The following is a 14174-nucleotide window of genomic DNA, read 5'->3' on the forward strand; positions in this document are numbered from 1 at the left end:
CTGAGGCAGTCCCGACGCGGTCCTGCTGCGGTGAAGACTCCGCTCGCGGCGCGGACTCATCGCTGCGGATAGGCTCGTTCCGCACGAGGTGACGCGGCTGGAGGGAGCGGCGGGATGACCGGACCGGGGCGCAGGAGCAGCACGTTCAGCAGGCTGCTGCGGCACGGTTTCACCGACCCGTCCCGCGCCGAGCGGCTGCTCGACCTGCCCGAGCTGGCCGCGCTGCGCGACGACTCCGTGCTGCTCGACGCGCTCGGCGCCACCGCGGACCCCGACCTCGCGCTGCACGGCCTGGTACGGCTGGTCGAGGCGCAGCCCGAGGACGAGCGGCAGACCCTCACCACCACCCTGCTCTCCGCCAAGCCGTTCCGCGACCGGCTGCTCGGCGTGCTCGGGTCCTCAGAGGCGCTCGCCGACCACCTGGCCCGGCACCCCCGCGACTGGCAGGCCCTGGTCACGTACGAGGCCGCCGACCTGCACCCCGGGGTCGCCGAGTTCGAGCAGGGGCTCGCCGAGGCCGTCGACCCGCTGTCGCTGCGGGTCGCCTACCGGCGCTGCCTGCTCGCCATAGCGGCCCGCGACGTGTGCGGCACGACCCACGTCGCCCAGACGGCCGCCGAGCTCGCCGACCTCGCCACCGCCACCCTCCGCGCCGCTCTGGCCATCGCCCGGACGGCCGCGCCCGCCGACGCCGCCCAGTGCCGGCTCGCGGTCATCGCGATGGGCAAGTGCGGTGGTCACGAGCTCAACTACGTCTCCGACGTCGACGTGATCTTCGTGGCCGAGGTGGTGGAGGGTGCCGACGAGGGCAAGGCGATGCAGGCCGCCACCCGGCTGGCCTCGCACCTGATGCGGATCTGCTCCGAGACCACCGTCGAGGGCTCCATCTGGCCGGTCGACGCCAACCTGCGCCCCGAGGGCCGCAACGGTCCGCTGGTGCGCACCCTCAGCTCCCATCTCGCCTACTACCAGCGCTGGGCCAAGACCTGGGAGTTCCAGGCACTGCTCAAGGCCCGCGCGGTGGCCGGCGACCCGGAGCTGGGCGCCGAGTACATCGAGGCGGTGTCGCCGCTGGTCTGGCAGGCCGCCGAGCGGGAGAACTTCGTCCCCGACGTGCAGAAGATGCGCCGCCGGGTCGTCGACAACATCCCCGCCGCGCAGATCGACCGCGAGCTGAAGCTCGGTCCCGGCGGCCTGAGGGACGTCGAGTTCGCCGTCCAGTTGCTGCAGCTGGTGCACGGCCGCAGCGACGCCACGCTGCGCAGCGGCAGCACCCTCGACGCGCTCGGCGCGCTCGCCGCCGGCGGCTACGTGGGCCGCGCCGACGCCGCCCAACTGGACGACGCGTACCGCTTCCTGCGCGCCATGGAGCACCGCATCCAGCTGTACCGGCTGCGCCGCACCCACCTCGTACCCGAGGACGAGACCGACCTGCGCCGGCTCGGCCGTTCCCTCGGCCTGCGCACCGACCCGGTCGCCGACCTGAACAAGGAGTGGCGGCGGCACGCCTCCGTGGTCCGGCGGCTGCACGAGAAGATCTTCTACCGGCCGCTGCTCGACGCGGTCGCCCAGCTCGCGCCCGGCGAGATCCGGCTCAGCCCGCAGGCGGCCGGGCAGCGCCTGGAGGCGCTCGGGTACGCCGATCCCGCCGCCGCCCTGCGCCATCTGGAGGCGCTGACCGCCGGGATGTCCCGCAAGGCCGCGATCCAGCGGACCCTGCTGCCGGTACTGCTCGGCTGGTTCGCGGACTCGGCCGACCCGGACGCGGGCCTGCTCGGCTTCCGCAAGGTGTCCGACGCGCTCGGCAAGACCCCCTGGTACCTGCGGCTGCTGCGCGACGAGGGCGCCGCGGCGGAGAACCTGGCCCGCGTCCTGTCGGCCGGCCGGCTCGCCCCCGACCTGCTGCTGCGGGCCCCCGAGGCGGTCGCCATCCTCGGCGACCCGGAGGGCCTGAAGCCGCGCGGCCGGGACCACCTGGAGCAGGAGGTGCTGGCCGCGGTCGGCCGCGCCGACGACGCCGAACAGGCCGTCGCGGCGGTCCGCGGAGTGCGCCGCCGCGAGCTGTTCCGTACCGCCGCCGCCGACCTGATCGGCTCGTACGGCACCGAGGACAACCCCCGCGAACCCGACCCCGGCGCCCTGGTCGACCGGGTCGGCAACGCGGTCACCGACCTGAACGCGGCGACCATCGCGGGCGCGCTGCGGGCCGCCGTCCGGGCCGGCTGGGGCGAGGAACTGCCGACCCGCTTCGCGGTCATCGGCATGGGCCGCTTCGGCGGCCACGAGCTGGGTTACGGCTCCGACGCTGACGTGCTCTTCGTGCACCAGCCGCGCGAGGGCGTCGACGAGCAGGAGGCCGCCCGGGCCGCCAACCGGGTCGTCGAGGAGATGCGACGGCTGCTCCAACTGCCCACCGCCGACCCGCCGCTGCTGATCGACGCCGATCTGCGCCCGGAGGGCAAGAGCGGCCCGCTGGTGCGCACGCTCGGCTCGTACGAGGCCTACTACCGCCGCTGGTCGCTGGTCTGGGAGGCGCAGGCGCTGCTGCGCGCCGAGCCGATGGCGGGGGACCCGGAGTTGGGCGCGCGGTTCGTGGAGCTGATCGACCCGCTGCGGTACCCGATGGAGGGCCTGGGCGAGGACGCGGTCCGTGAGATCCGCAAGCTCAAGGCCCGGATGGAGAGCGAGCGGCTGCCGCGCGGCGCGGACCCCACCCTGCACGCGAAGCTGGGCCGGGGCGGGCTGTCGGACGTGGAGTGGACCGTCCAGTTGTTCCAGATGCAGCACGGCTGGGAGCTGCCCGGGCTGCGCACCACCCGGACCCGCGAGGCGCTCGCCCACGCCCACGCGGCGGGGCTGATCCCGGGCGACGAGGCGCAGATCCTCGACGAGGCGTGGGTGCTGGCCACCCGGGTGCGCAACGCGGTGATGCTGGTCCGCGGCCGGCCCGGCGACACGTTCCCCTCGGACGGCCGCGAGCTGGCTGCCGTGGGGCGGTACCTGGGGTACGGGCCCGGCCACGTCGGTGAGATGGTCGACGACTACCGGCGGATCACCCGGCGGGCACGAGCGGTCGTGGAGGAGCTGTTCTACGGGGCGTAGTCAGGGCCCTTCGCCGGGCCGGGCTACGCCGGGTCGTCCGCTTCCAGCAGTGTCCGCAGGTACGCCACGTACCCGGTCAGGGCCAGCTCGAACGCGGCCTCCGAGCGGGTGTCGGTCACGCCGAGGGCGCGGGCCAGCTGCGGGGTCTCCGCCTCGTCCGTGAGCTCCCACATCGCCTCGGGGGCCGCCATGTCCAGCGCCGAGCCGAGGACCAGGTTCTCCAGGCCGATGATCACCGGCATGACGTCCGGCAGCGCGAAGCCCGCGTCCAGGAGCCGGGTGACGGCCTGTTCGTACTGGAGCAGCACCATCGGCGCGCGGACCGGTGACGTGGTGAGCAGCGGGATCGCCCGCGGGTGGGCGGCGAAGGCCGCCCGGTAGGAGCGGGCCCAGGCGGTCATCGCCTCGTCCCAGCCCTCCAGGCGCAGCGTCGCGGGGTCGATGGCGGCGCAGACCCGCTCGCGCACGAGTTCCACGATGCCGTCCCGGCCGTCCACATGGTGGTACACCGAGGCCGTCTGCACGCCCAGTTTCCGCGCGATCTGCGGAACGCTGAACTCTCCCTGCGCGTCCACGAGTTCCAGCGCGGTGCTGGTGATGCGCTCGCGGTCGAGCAGCGCCTTGCGCGGCCGGCCCATCGTCGGTTCCCCCAGTTCAGGTCTTCCCGGATCGTCGGGACGAGGCTACATTGCCGAAACCGAAAGCCTTTAGGTTTCCTGCCTCGGAAGGGCTTCCCCACCTATGACCGCACCCACCCCCGACACGTCCGAGGGGTTGAGAACCGGCACCCTCAACACCGCCGACATCTCGTTCTTCGTCGTCTCGGCCGCCGCCCCGCTCACCGTCATGGCCGGCGTCGCCCCGATCGCCATCGTGCTCGGCGGCATCGGCGCCCCCACCGGCTACCTGCTGGCCGGCATCACCCTGGCGATCTTCGCGGTCGGGTTCACGACCATGAGCCGCCACGTGAAGAGCGCCGGCGCGTTCTACGCGTACATCACCCGCGGCCTCGGCAAGCCCCTCGGCATCGCCGCCGCCCTGCTCGCCATGCTCGGCTACAACGGCATGGAGATCGGCGTGTACGGCCTGCTCGGCACCGCCACCGCCGACACCGCCCACTCCCTGTGGGGCGTCGACATCCCCTGGCTCCCGGTCTCGCTCGCCGGGCTGCTGCTCATCTGGTACGGCGGCTACCGCTCGATCGACTTCGGCGCCAAGGTCCTCGGCCTCCTGCTCGTCGCCGAGACCGGCATCCTCGTGCTGCTCGCCGGCGGCGTGCTGCTCAAGGGCGGCGCGGACGGCCTGTCGCTCGCCTCCTTCGCCCCCGGCAACGTGCTCGTCCCCGGCACCGCGGGCGTCCTCGCCTTCGCGTTCGCCGCGTTCACCGGCTTCGAGTCCACGGTGATCTACCGCCGCGAGGCGAAGAACCCCGACCGCACCGTCCCGCGCGCGACCTATCTGGCCGTCGGCTTCCTCGGGCTGTTCTACGCCTTCGTGGTGTGGATCGCGATCCAGGCCTTCGGTGACGCGAAGGTCGTCGAGGCCGCGGGCGGCGATCCGGCCGGGCTGTTCTTCACCGCCATCACCACCTTCGTCGGCGGCTGGGCGGCCGACCTGATGCACGTCCTCATCGTCACCAGCGTCCTCGCCTCCCTGCTCGCCTTCCACAACGCGATCAACCGCTACGGCCTCGCGCTCGCCGAGGAGGGCGTGCTGCCCCGGTCCTTCGGCCGGATCCACCCGCGCCACCGCTCCCCGTACGCCGCGGGCATCGCCCAGACCGTGCTCGGCGCGGTCGTGGTCCTCGGCTTTGCACTGGCCGGGGCCGACCCGTACCAGCAGCTGCTGCTCTGGGTGAACACCCCCGGCATGATCGGCCTGCTCGCGCTCCAGCTGCTCGCCGCGCTCGCCGTGCCGTTCTTCTTCCGGAAGATCACGCACACCGAGGGCGTGCTGCGCACCACCGTCGCCCCCGCCGTCGCGGTGGTCCTGCTCTCCGGGGCGATCTGGCTGGTGATCACGCACATGGACCTCTTCACGGCCGCCCCGCCGCTGGTCAACACCGTGCTCGTCGCCGTCGTCCCCGCCGTGTTCGTCCTCGGCCTCGCCCTGGCCCGGCGACTGCGCCGCACCCGCCCCGAGGTGTACGCGAACTTCGCCGCCGAGCCCCGGACCGATCCCGGGACCGAGCCCGGCACCGCGCCCGCCACCGACACCCCGTCCACCGAAGGAGAAGCGCCGTCGTGTCCGCACCCGACCTCGTCCTCGTCAACGCCCGCGTCCGCACGCCCGAGCTGACCGCCCACACCGCCGTCGCCGTCCGCGCCGGACTGATCACCGCGCTCGGCGACGACACCGACGCCCGTGCCTGGGCCGGTCCCGGCACCGAGACGATCGACCTCGGCGGCGCCACCCTCACCCCCGGCCTGACCGACGCGCACAGCCACCCCGTCTGGGGCCTGGAGATGTTCTCCGGCACCGACCTCTCGGCCGTCCGCGACCTCGACGAGCTGCGGGCCGTGCTCGCCGGTGCCGACCGCCGCGACGGCTGGGTGATCGGCTACGGCCTCGACCACAACGTGTTCGGCGGCCGGGCGGTGCACCGCGCCCTGATCGAGGACGTCCTCGACGGCGTACCCGCCTGCCTCCGGCTCTACGACGGACACTCCATCCTCGCCACCGGCCCGGCCCTCGAGGCCGCCGGCATCGACGGCCCGCGGAGCTTCGCACAGCGCTCCGAGATCGTCTGCGACGCCGACGGCATCCCCACCGGCCACCTGAACGAGCACGCCGCCATGGACCTGCTCACCGCGGTGCTGCCGGTCCGGTCCACCGACGAGCGGCGCTCCCGGCTGGTCGAGCTGCTCTCCGAGATGGCCGCCACCGGGCTCACCTCCGCCCATGTCATGGACCTCGGCGGCCCCGACGTGCCCGGGCTGCTCGCCGCCGTCGAGGCGGAGGGCGACCTGCCGGTACGGCTGCGCCTCGCGCCCTGGTGCATGCCGGGCGCGGACGCGGCGGAGCTGGACGAGCTGGTCCGGCTGCAGAGCCGGTCCGGGCGGCTGTGGCAGGTCGCGGGCGTGAAGTTCTTCATGGACGGCACGGTCGAGGGCGGCACCGCCTGGCTGGAGCACGCCGACTGCCACGGCCAGGGCACGGACGCCTTCTGGCCAGACCCGGCCGGCTACGCCGCCGCCGTGCGGCATCTGCACCGCGCCGGGGTCGGCACCGCCACCCACGCCATCGGGGACGCGGCCGTCCGCAACGTCCTGGACACGGTGGAGGCGCTGGGCCCCGGCGGCCCGCGGCACCGCATCGAGCACATCGAGACCGTGCCCGACGACCAGCTCGGCCGGTTCGCCGCGCTCGGCGTCGCCGCCTCGATGCAGCCCCCGCACACCGCGTACACCCGCGCCGACCACACGGACGAGTGGTCCAAGCGGCTCGGCGACGAGCGGGCCGGCCGGGCGTGGCGGATCCGCGACCTGCGGGACGCGGGCGCGGCGCTCGCCCTCGGCTCCGACTGGCCGATCGCGCACTACGACGCCCGGCAGGTCCTCGCCACCGCCCAGCGTCCGCGCGGCGCCGCCTCCGCCCGCCCCGGCCTCACCGGCCTGGAGTCGCTGGAGGGCGTCACGACGCACGCCGCCTACGCGGCGGGGGAGGAGGCAGTGGCGGGCAGGATCGCGCCCGGCTTCCGGGCCGACCTGACGGCCTTCGCCGTCGACCCGGCCGAGGCCCCGGCCGACGAGACCGAGCAGGCCCCGATCCGGCTCACGATCGCCGGCGGCCGCGTCACGTACCGCGGCTGAGGGGCCGGGGCGGCTCCGGTCAGGTACCGGGGCTGAGCCCCGCCCGTCACGTGCCTGAGCGGACCCGCTCCGGCGCGGTGTCCCGGTCCGCCTCCGACGGCGGAGGCGGACCGGACGACTGCACCCGCCTGCTCTCCACCTGCTTCGGCAGCCGCTGCGGCAGCGCTCCGTACCAGAGGTACGAGACGGCGAAGCCGAACGCCAGGCAGACCATGCCGCCGACCGCGTCCAGCCAGAAGTGGTTGGCCGTCGCCACGATGACCACGAGGGTCAGGGCCGGGTAGAGCAGGCCCAGGATCTTCTTCCAGGGGGCCGACGCCAGGAAGAAGATCATCAGTCCGCACCACAGCGACCAGCCGATGTGCATCGACGGCATCGCCGCGTACTGGTTCGACATGTGCTTGAGGTTGCCGGAGGCCATCGAGCCCCAGGTCTGGTGCATCAGCACGGTGTCGACGAAGTTCTGGCCGTTCATCAGCCGGGGCGGCGCGAGCGGATACAGGTAGTAACCGACCAGCGCCACACCGGTGGTGGCGAACAGGACCGTGCGCGACGCCGCGTAACGGCCCGGCTGCCGGCGGTACAGCCACACGAGCACACCGATGGTGACGATGAAGTGCAGGGTCGCGTAGTAGTAGTTCATCGACACGACCAGCCATGTCACCGAGTTGACGGCGTGGTTGACCGCCTCCTCGAAGGCCAGACCGAGCGACTTCTCGGTCTGCCAGACCCAGTCGGCGTTCTTCAGCGCCTCAGCCTTCTGCTCCGGCACGGCGTTGCGGATCAGCGAGTACGTCCAGTAGCTGAGCCCGATGAGCAGGATCTCGAACCAGATCCGGGGGCGGCGGGGCGCGCGCAGGCGTGCCCTCACTCCGGCACCGTTCTTGATGGGTGACGGGGGTGACGGGGTGGCCGCCTCGCGGCCTTCCGATCGATTCACGGTCGTTTCACCCATAGGAGGAGAGTCTGCCAGATTCACGCCCTACGACCGATCATCCCTCGAACGGGTTCCCGGTGCACGCGGTCCGACTCGAGGATGAGCCGGAACCACGGTTCTATCAGGGGTTTCGCTGTCCGGGGGAGGGGGCGGAAGCTGTTGATCCGCGCACCACGAGCTCCGGCATGAACACGAACTCGCTGTGCGGCGCGGGGGTGCCGCCGACCTCTTCGAGCAGCGCCCGCACCGCCGCCTGGCCCATCGCCTGGACCGGCTGCCGGATGGTCGTCAGCGGCGGGTCCGTGAACGCTATGAGAGGGGAGTCGTCGAAGCCGACCACCGAGACGTCCCGGGGCACCCGCAGCCCCTGCTGCCGGGCGGCCCGGATCGCGCCGAGCGCCATCATGTCGCTCGCGCAGACGATCGCCGTGCAGCCCCGCTCGATCAGCGCGGTCGCCGCGGCCTGACCACCCTCCAGGGTGTACAGGGAGTGCTGGACCAGCTCCTCGGACTCCTCCGGGGACAGCCCGAGCCGCTCGTTCATGCCGCGCCGGAAGCCCTCGATCTTGCGCAGCACCGGCACGAACCGCTTCGGCCCGACGGCGAGCCCGATCCGGGTGTGCCCGAGCGCCGCGAGATGCGTGACCGCCAGTTGCATCGCGGCCCGGTCGTCCGGCGAGACGAAGGGGGCCTGCACCTTGGGGGAGAAGCCGTTGATCAGGACGAACGGAACCCCCTTGCCGCGCAGCTGGTCGTAGCGCGAGGTGTCCGCGGTGGTGTCCGCGTGCAGCCCGGAGACGAAGATGATCCCCGAGACACCCCGCTCCACCAGCATGTCGGTGAGCTCGTCCTCGGTGGACCCGCCCGGGGTCTGCGTCGCGAGGACGGGGGTGTAGCCCTGCCGGGTCAGGGCCTGCCCGATGACCTGCGCGAGCGCGGGGAAGATCGGGTTGTCCAGTTCGGGGGTTATCAGTCCGACCAGTCCGGCGCTGCGCCGGCGCAGTCGCACCGGACGCTCGTAGCCGAGGACGTCGAGCGCGGCAAGCACGGACTCACGGGTGGCCGCGGCCACACCGGGCTTGCCGTTGAGCACGCGGCTGACTGTGGCTTCACTGACCCCCGCCTGGGCTGCGATGTCGGCAAGCCGCGCGGTCATGGGATTGGACTGTACCGGTCGCACGTCAGATTGCCCACCAGGTACAGGAATCGGCGGCAACCCGGACGTCCTGTACATCCTCGCGGGCAGTGCCGACGGCGTCCTCCGCGCTGCTCAGCAGCAGCCGCGGCGCCTTCGCCGGGAGTTCCAGCTCCACGTCGTCGGCACCGGTGTTCAGGACCACCAGCACGTCGCCCTCCGCCGCCCGTCGCCGGAACACCAGCACGCCCTCCGGGGCGGGCAGCCACTCCACGCCCTCGCCCGCGCCGAGCGCCGGGTGGGCGCGGCGCAGTTCCAGGGCGCGGCGGTACAGCTCGAGCACCGAGGCCGGGTCGCCGGTCTGCGCCTCGACGCTCAGCCCGCTCCAGTCCGCGGGCTGCGGGAGCCAGGAGCCGCCGGGCCCGAAGCCGTACGAGGGGCCTCGGAGCGTCCACGGCAGCGGCACCCGGCAGCCGTCGCGGAGCCCGTCCTGTCCCTCGCCGCGCCAGAACGCCGGGTCCTGGCGGAGTTCGTCCGGCAGCTCCGCCACCTCCGGCAGTCCCAGCTCCTCGCCCTGGTAGACGTACGCCGAGCCGGGTAGCGCCAGCATCAGCAGCGCCGCCGCCCGGGCCCGCGCCAGGCCGCCGTACCGGGTGCGGTGCCGGACCACGTCGTGGTTGGAGAGCACCCAGGTCGTCGGCGCGCCGACCGCCGTGGTGGCGCGCAGCGACTCGTCGATCACCCGGTGCAGCGCCGCCGCGTCCCAGGGGCAGTTCAGGAACTGGAAGTTGAACGCCTGGTGGAGTTCGTCGGGGCGCACGTACAGGGCGAGCCGCTCCGGCGTGGGCGCCCAGGCCTCGGCGACGCCGATGCGGCCGGGGCCGTACGACTCCAGCAGGCGCCGCCAGCCGCGGTGGATCTCGTGCACCCCGTCCTGGTCGAAGAACGGCAGCCGCTGGGTGCCGATGAGGCTGGCCTGCTTGCCGTGCCCGATGTCGGGCAGGCCGTCCGCCTTGACCATGCCGTGCGCCACATCGATCCGGAAGCCGTCCACGCCCAGGTCCAGCCAGAACCGCAGCACCGAGTCGAATTCGGCCCGGACCCCGGCGTCGTTCCAGTTCAGGTCGGGCTGCTCGGGCGCGAAGAGATGGAGGTACCAGGACCCGTCGGCGACCCGGGTCCACGCGGGGCCGCCGAAGACCGACTCCCAGTCGTTGGGCGGCTCGGCTCCGTCCGGGCCGCGGCCGGGCCGGAACACGTACCGGTCCCGCTCGGGGCCGGCGCCCGCCCGGGCCGCCTCGAACCACGGGTGCCGCTCGGAGGTGTGGTTCGGGACGATGTCGACGATCACCTTCAGGCCCAGCTCGTGCGCGGCGCGGACCAGGTCGTCGGCGTCCTGGAGGTCGCCGAAGACGGGGTCGACGGCCCGGTAGTCGGCGACGTCGTAGCCGCCGTCGGCCTGCGGGGAGGCGTAGAACGGGGTCAGCCAGACCGCGTCGACGCCCAGCCGGGCCAGGTGCGGCAGCCGCTCGCGGGCGCCGCGCAGGTCCCCGACGCCGTCGCCGTCGCTGTCCGCGAAGGAGCGGACGTACACCTGATAGATGACGGCGTCCCGCCACCACGGGGCCGTCGGGCCGGAAGACCCGTCGCAAGGGCTTGCAAGCCGTGCCGGCGGCGGGGAGGTCAGTTCCTGGGCCATGTGCGGTGTCCCTCTCGGTCCTGCAACCAGTCCTGCAAAGCCTTGCAGACCCCGTACGGGCGCTGCAAGGGCGCAACGGCGCAGTCCACGCGCGTGTCAAGCGATCTGTCGGCAACTGTACGGACACGCGGATGTAACGATCCGCTGGCCTTGCAGAAAGTTCTCGCAAGGTCTTTCGGCTTGTTTTCATCCCTGTTACGTTCCTGGCAACCCGGCGCGCCGCGAGGGAGCGGTCGCAGAGGTCAGGTCTTCGCCCCTCTTCCCCCCGGGATCTGTTGAAGGAGTTCACATGCGGCGTGGCATAGCGGCCACCGCGCTGGTCGCGGCCCTGGGTCTGACCGTTGCGGCGTGCGGAAGCGACGACGGTCAGGACGGCGACAAGAAGAGCTCGGGCGAGCTCTCCGGCACCGTCACCTTCTGGGACACCTCGAACGAGGCCGAGAAGGGCACCTACCAGGCGCTCGCCGAGGGCTTCACCAAGCTCCACCCCAAGGTGAAGGTCAAGTACGTCAACGTTCCCTTCGGCGAGGCCAACGCCAAGTTCAAGAACGCGGCCGGCGGCAACTCGGGCGCCCCGGACGTCATGCGCACCGAGGTCGCCTGGGTCGCCGACTTCGCGAGCCTCGGCTACCTCGCCCCGCTCGACGGCACCCCTGCCATCGAGAAGCAGAACGACTGGCTGCCGCAGGCCGCCGCGTCCACGAAGTTCAACGACAAGACCTACGCGGTCCCGCAGGTCATCGACACGATGGCGCTCTTCTACAACAAGAAGATGCTCGCGGACGCCGGCGTCGAGGTGCCGAAGACGCTCACCGAGCTGAAGGCCGCCTCGAAGAAGATCAGCGAGAAGTCGCCCGGCAAGACCGGCCTCTACCTGCGCGGCGACGACCCGTACTGGTTCCTCCCCTTCCTGTACGGCGAGGGCGGCGACATGGTCGACGCCAAGGGCAAGAAGGTCGTCATCGACAACCCGGCCGGCGTCAACGCGTACAAGACCATCAAGGACCTGGTCGACTCGAAGGCGGCGATCACCGACGCCTCCGACGGCTGGAACAACATGCAGAACGCGTTCAAGACCGGCAAGGTCGCGATGATGCTCAACGGCCCGTGGGCCATCGAGGACTCCCGCGCCGGCGCCGAGTTCAAGGACCCGAAGAACCTCGGCATCGCCCCGGTCCCGGCCGGCAGCGTCGCCCAGGGCTCCCCGCAGGGCGGCTGGAACCTCTCCGTCTACGCCGGTTCCAAGAACCTGGACGCCTCCTACGAGTTCGCCAAGTACATGAGCTCCGCCAAGGTCCAGCAGCAGACCACCGAGAAGCTGAGCCTGCTGCCGACCCGCACCTCGGTCTACGCGCAGCCGACCGTCGCGAGCAACGAGATGGTCCAGTTCTTCAAGCCGGCCGTCGACAAGGCCGTCGAGCGCCCGTGGATCCCGCAGGGCAACTCGCTCTTCGAGCCGATCAAGCTGCAGATGGCCAACGTCCTGGGCGGCAAGGCCTCCCCGGAGAAGGCGGCGGCCGACACCGGCGAGGCGTACCGCAAGCTCCTCAAGGACTACAAGTAAAGAGTGAGAAGGGCTGACCGACCCATGGCTGTCGACACCAGCCAGTCGGTGGCGAAGGCCGCGGGCGCGCACAGCGCCCGCGGCCGCGGCCGCCGCACTGACAAGCACCCGGGCAGGCTGCGTCACGCGCTGGCCACCCACTGGTACGCCTGGAGCATGATCGCCCCGGTGGTGATCGTGATCGGCGTGATCATCGGCTATCCGCTGGTGCGCGGCGTCTACCTGTCGCTGACCGACGCCAACGAGGCGAACGTCGAGCGCACGATCGGCGTCAACCACATCCCGGCCACCTACGAGTTCGTCGGTCTCGACAACTACAAGGCGGTCCTCACCGACAGCGTCTTCTGGGACCGGCTCGGCTGGACCCTGGTGTGGACCGTGGTCTGCGTCGCCCTCTCCTTCGGCCTCGGACTCGTCCTGGCCAACATGCTGAACCGCAAGATCAAGGGACGCGGCTTCTACCGCATGGCCCTGATCCTGCCCTGGGCCGTGCCGGCCTTCGTCTCCGTCTTCACCTGGCGGCTGCTCTTCAACGAGCGCAACGGCCTGTTCAACAAGCTGCTCCAGGGCGGCGGGATCGACGCCATCGGCTGGCTCAACGACCCCACCTGGGCCAAGGTCTCCGTCATCGCGGTGAACGTCTGGCTCGGCGTGCCCTTCATGCTCGTCGCCGTCCTCGGCGGGCTGCAGTCCATCCCCGGCGAGCTGTACGAGGCCGCCGAGATGGACGGCGCGAGCGCCTGGCAGCGCTTCCGGCACATCACGATGCCGGGTCTGCGTCCGGTCGCCTCCACGGTGATCCTGCTCAGCGCCATCTGGACCTTCAACATGTTCCCGGTGATCTTCCTGCTGACGCGGGGCGGCCCGGGCGACTCCACCGAGATCCTCGTGACGTACGCGTACCGGCTCTCGTTCGTCAACAGCCCGCGCGACTACGCGGCCTCCGCCGCCTGGGGCGTGGTGATCCTGCTCCTCCTGTCGGTGATCGCGGTCGTCTACCGCCGTGCGCTCAAGAAGCAGGGAGACCAGTGGTGACCGACAAGACCATGCCGACGCCCCGCAAGGTGCGGGCGCGCGGCGAACGCTCGCCGCTGGCCTCCGTCGGCCTGCACCTCACCCTGATCGTCGCCGCCGTCATCGCGGTCTTCCCGCCGCTGTGGCTGGTGGTCACGTCGTTCAAGCCGAAGACGGACGCGTTCGACACCCACCTGGTGAAGAACTTCACCCTCGGCAACTACACCCACGTCATCAAGGACACCGAGTTCCTGACCTGGCTCGGCAACTCGCTGATCGTCGTCGGACTGACCACCGTCATCGGCGTGTTCATCTCCGCCACCACCGGCTACGCGGTCAGCCGCTTCCGCTTCCCGGGCCTGCGCCCGCTGATGTGGATGCTGCTCATCACCCAGATGTTCCCGGTCGCGATCCTCATCGTGCCGCTGTACAACCTGCTCGCCGGGCTCGGGCTGCTCAACCAGCCGGTCGGCCTGGTCGTCACCTACCTCACCGTCGCCGTGCCGTTCTGCGCCTGGATGATGAAGGGGTACTTCGACGGCATCCCGGTCGAGATCGACGAGGCCGGCAGGGTCGACGGACTCAACCCCTTCGGCACCTTCTGGCGGCTGATCATGCCGCTCGCCAAGCCGGGCCTCGCGGTCACCGCGTTCTACACCTTCATCACCGGCTGGGCCGAGGTCGCCTACGCGTCCGCGTTCATGACCGGCGAGGAGAACCTCACGCTCGCCGGCGGCCTGCAGTCCTTCGTCAACCAGTACACCGCCGAGTGGGGCTCGCTGACCGCCGCGGCCGTCCTGATCGCCGCCCCGGCCGCGGTGGTCTTCGGACTCGTCCAGCGCCACCTGGTCTCCGGCCTGACCGCCGGCGCGACCAAGTCGTAGGCGCCGCGGTGTCCGGGCCGCCGCCCT

The 14174-nt window shown here is 71.8% G+C and carries 10 protein-coding genes; 6 read left to right on the forward strand and 4 right to left on the reverse strand.

Features of this window, described 5'->3' with window-relative positions; all coding sequences use genetic code 11:
- The first annotated feature begins 114 nt into the window (after nt 1-114).
- Nucleotides 115-3102 carry a bifunctional [glutamine synthetase] adenylyltransferase/[glutamine synthetase]-adenylyl-L-tyrosine phosphorylase gene (locus R2D22_RS26485; protein WP_318107181.1) on the forward strand — a complete coding sequence of 996 codons (2988 nt, stop codon included), beginning with the start codon at nt 115-117 and terminating at the stop codon, nt 3100-3102.
- A 23-nt stretch (nt 3103-3125) separates the two neighbouring features.
- Here R2D22_RS26485 and R2D22_RS26490 read toward each other — a convergent pair whose 3' ends face one another.
- The gene (locus tag R2D22_RS26490) at nt 3126-3740 is read right to left on the reverse strand and encodes a TetR/AcrR family transcriptional regulator C-terminal domain-containing protein (protein ID WP_318107182.1); all 615 of its coding nucleotides are present in this window, start codon (nt 3738-3740) and stop codon (nt 3126-3128) included.
- A gap of 103 nt (nt 3741-3843) precedes the next feature.
- Here R2D22_RS26490 and R2D22_RS26495 point away from each other — a divergent pair, with 103 nt between their 5' ends.
- Both R2D22_RS26495 and R2D22_RS26500 read left to right on the forward strand, forming a co-directional pair.
- Nucleotides 3844-5400: an APC family permease gene (locus R2D22_RS26495; protein WP_318107183.1), complete on the forward strand. Its 1557-nt coding sequence runs from the start codon at nt 3844-3846 to the stop codon at nt 5398-5400.
- On the forward strand, nt 5346-6914 hold the full coding sequence (locus R2D22_RS26500) for an amidohydrolase (RefSeq protein WP_318107184.1): 1569 nt from the start codon (nt 5346-5348) through the stop codon (nt 6912-6914). The genes R2D22_RS26495 and R2D22_RS26500 overlap by 55 nt, the downstream gene beginning before the upstream one ends.
- A 46-nt stretch (nt 6915-6960) precedes the next feature.
- On the opposite strand, the gene R2D22_RS26505 is transcribed toward R2D22_RS26500, so the two are convergent.
- From R2D22_RS26505 to R2D22_RS26515, 3 genes are all read right to left on the reverse strand, one after another.
- Nucleotides 6961-7869 (reverse strand): phosphatase PAP2 family protein, encoded by a 909-nt coding sequence (locus R2D22_RS26505; protein WP_318107185.1) that lies wholly within the window; start codon nt 7867-7869, stop codon nt 6961-6963.
- A 103-nt stretch (nt 7870-7972) separates the two neighbouring features.
- Nucleotides 7973-9007, reverse strand: coding sequence for a LacI family DNA-binding transcriptional regulator (locus R2D22_RS26510; RefSeq protein WP_318107186.1), 1035 nt, complete (start codon nt 9005-9007; stop codon nt 7973-7975).
- Between the two features lie 25 nt (nt 9008-9032).
- Nucleotides 9033-10685 (reverse strand): glycoside hydrolase family 13 protein, encoded by a 1653-nt coding sequence (locus R2D22_RS26515; protein WP_318107187.1) that lies wholly within the window; start codon nt 10683-10685, stop codon nt 9033-9035.
- Between the two features lie 289 nt (nt 10686-10974).
- On the opposite strand from R2D22_RS26515, the gene R2D22_RS26520 reads away from it, so the two are divergent.
- Genes R2D22_RS26520 through R2D22_RS26530 form a run of 3 tightly spaced genes read left to right on the forward strand, consistent with a single transcriptional unit; the run spans nt 10975 to nt 14147 of the window.
- Nucleotides 10975-12249, forward strand: a complete 1275-nt coding sequence (locus R2D22_RS26520) for an extracellular solute-binding protein (protein ID WP_318107188.1) — start codon at nt 10975-10977, stop codon at nt 12247-12249.
- A gap of 24 nt (nt 12250-12273) precedes the next feature.
- A complete protein-coding gene (locus tag R2D22_RS26525; RefSeq protein ID WP_318107189.1) occupies nt 12274-13284 on the forward strand; it encodes a carbohydrate ABC transporter permease in 1011 nt (336 codons plus the stop codon).
- A gap of 11 nt (nt 13285-13295) precedes the next feature.
- On the forward strand, nt 13296-14147 hold the full coding sequence (locus R2D22_RS26530; RefSeq protein ID WP_318109992.1) for a sugar ABC transporter permease: 852 nt from the start codon (nt 13296-13298) through the stop codon (nt 14145-14147).
- The last annotated feature ends 27 nt before the right edge of the window (nt 14148-14174 follow it).

The organism is Streptomyces sp. HUAS YS2 (assembly GCF_033343995.1).
Lineage (GTDB): Bacteria > Actinomycetota > Actinomycetes > Streptomycetales > Streptomycetaceae > Streptomyces > Streptomyces solicathayae.

Excerpts from the sequence above, each read along its gene's own strand:
- R2D22_RS26495 (WP_318107183.1), top strand. The coding sequence starts at position 3,844 with ATGACCGCACCCACCCCCGACACGTCCGAGGGGTTGAGAACCGGCACC.
- R2D22_RS26510 (WP_318107186.1), bottom strand. The coding sequence starts at position 9,007 with ATGACCGCGCGGCTTGCCGACATCGCAGCCCAGGCGGGGGTCAGTGAA.
- R2D22_RS26515 (WP_318107187.1), bottom strand. The coding sequence starts at position 10,685 with ATGGCCCAGGAACTGACCTCCCCGCCGCCGGCACGGCTTGCAAGCCCT.
- R2D22_RS26520 (WP_318107188.1), top strand. The coding sequence starts at position 10,975 with ATGCGGCGTGGCATAGCGGCCACCGCGCTGGTCGCGGCCCTGGGTCTG.
- R2D22_RS26525 (WP_318107189.1), top strand. The coding sequence starts at position 12,274 with ATGGCTGTCGACACCAGCCAGTCGGTGGCGAAGGCCGCGGGCGCGCAC.
- R2D22_RS26485 (WP_318107181.1), top strand. The coding sequence starts at position 115 with ATGACCGGACCGGGGCGCAGGAGCAGCACGTTCAGCAGGCTGCTGCGG.
- R2D22_RS26505 (WP_318107185.1), bottom strand. The coding sequence starts at position 7,869 with ATGGGTGAAACGACCGTGAATCGATCGGAAGGCCGCGAGGCGGCCACC.
- R2D22_RS26530 (WP_318109992.1), top strand. The coding sequence starts at position 13,296 with ATGCCGACGCCCCGCAAGGTGCGGGCGCGCGGCGAACGCTCGCCGCTG.
- R2D22_RS26490 (WP_318107182.1), bottom strand. The coding sequence starts at position 3,740 with ATGGGCCGGCCGCGCAAGGCGCTGCTCGACCGCGAGCGCATCACCAGC.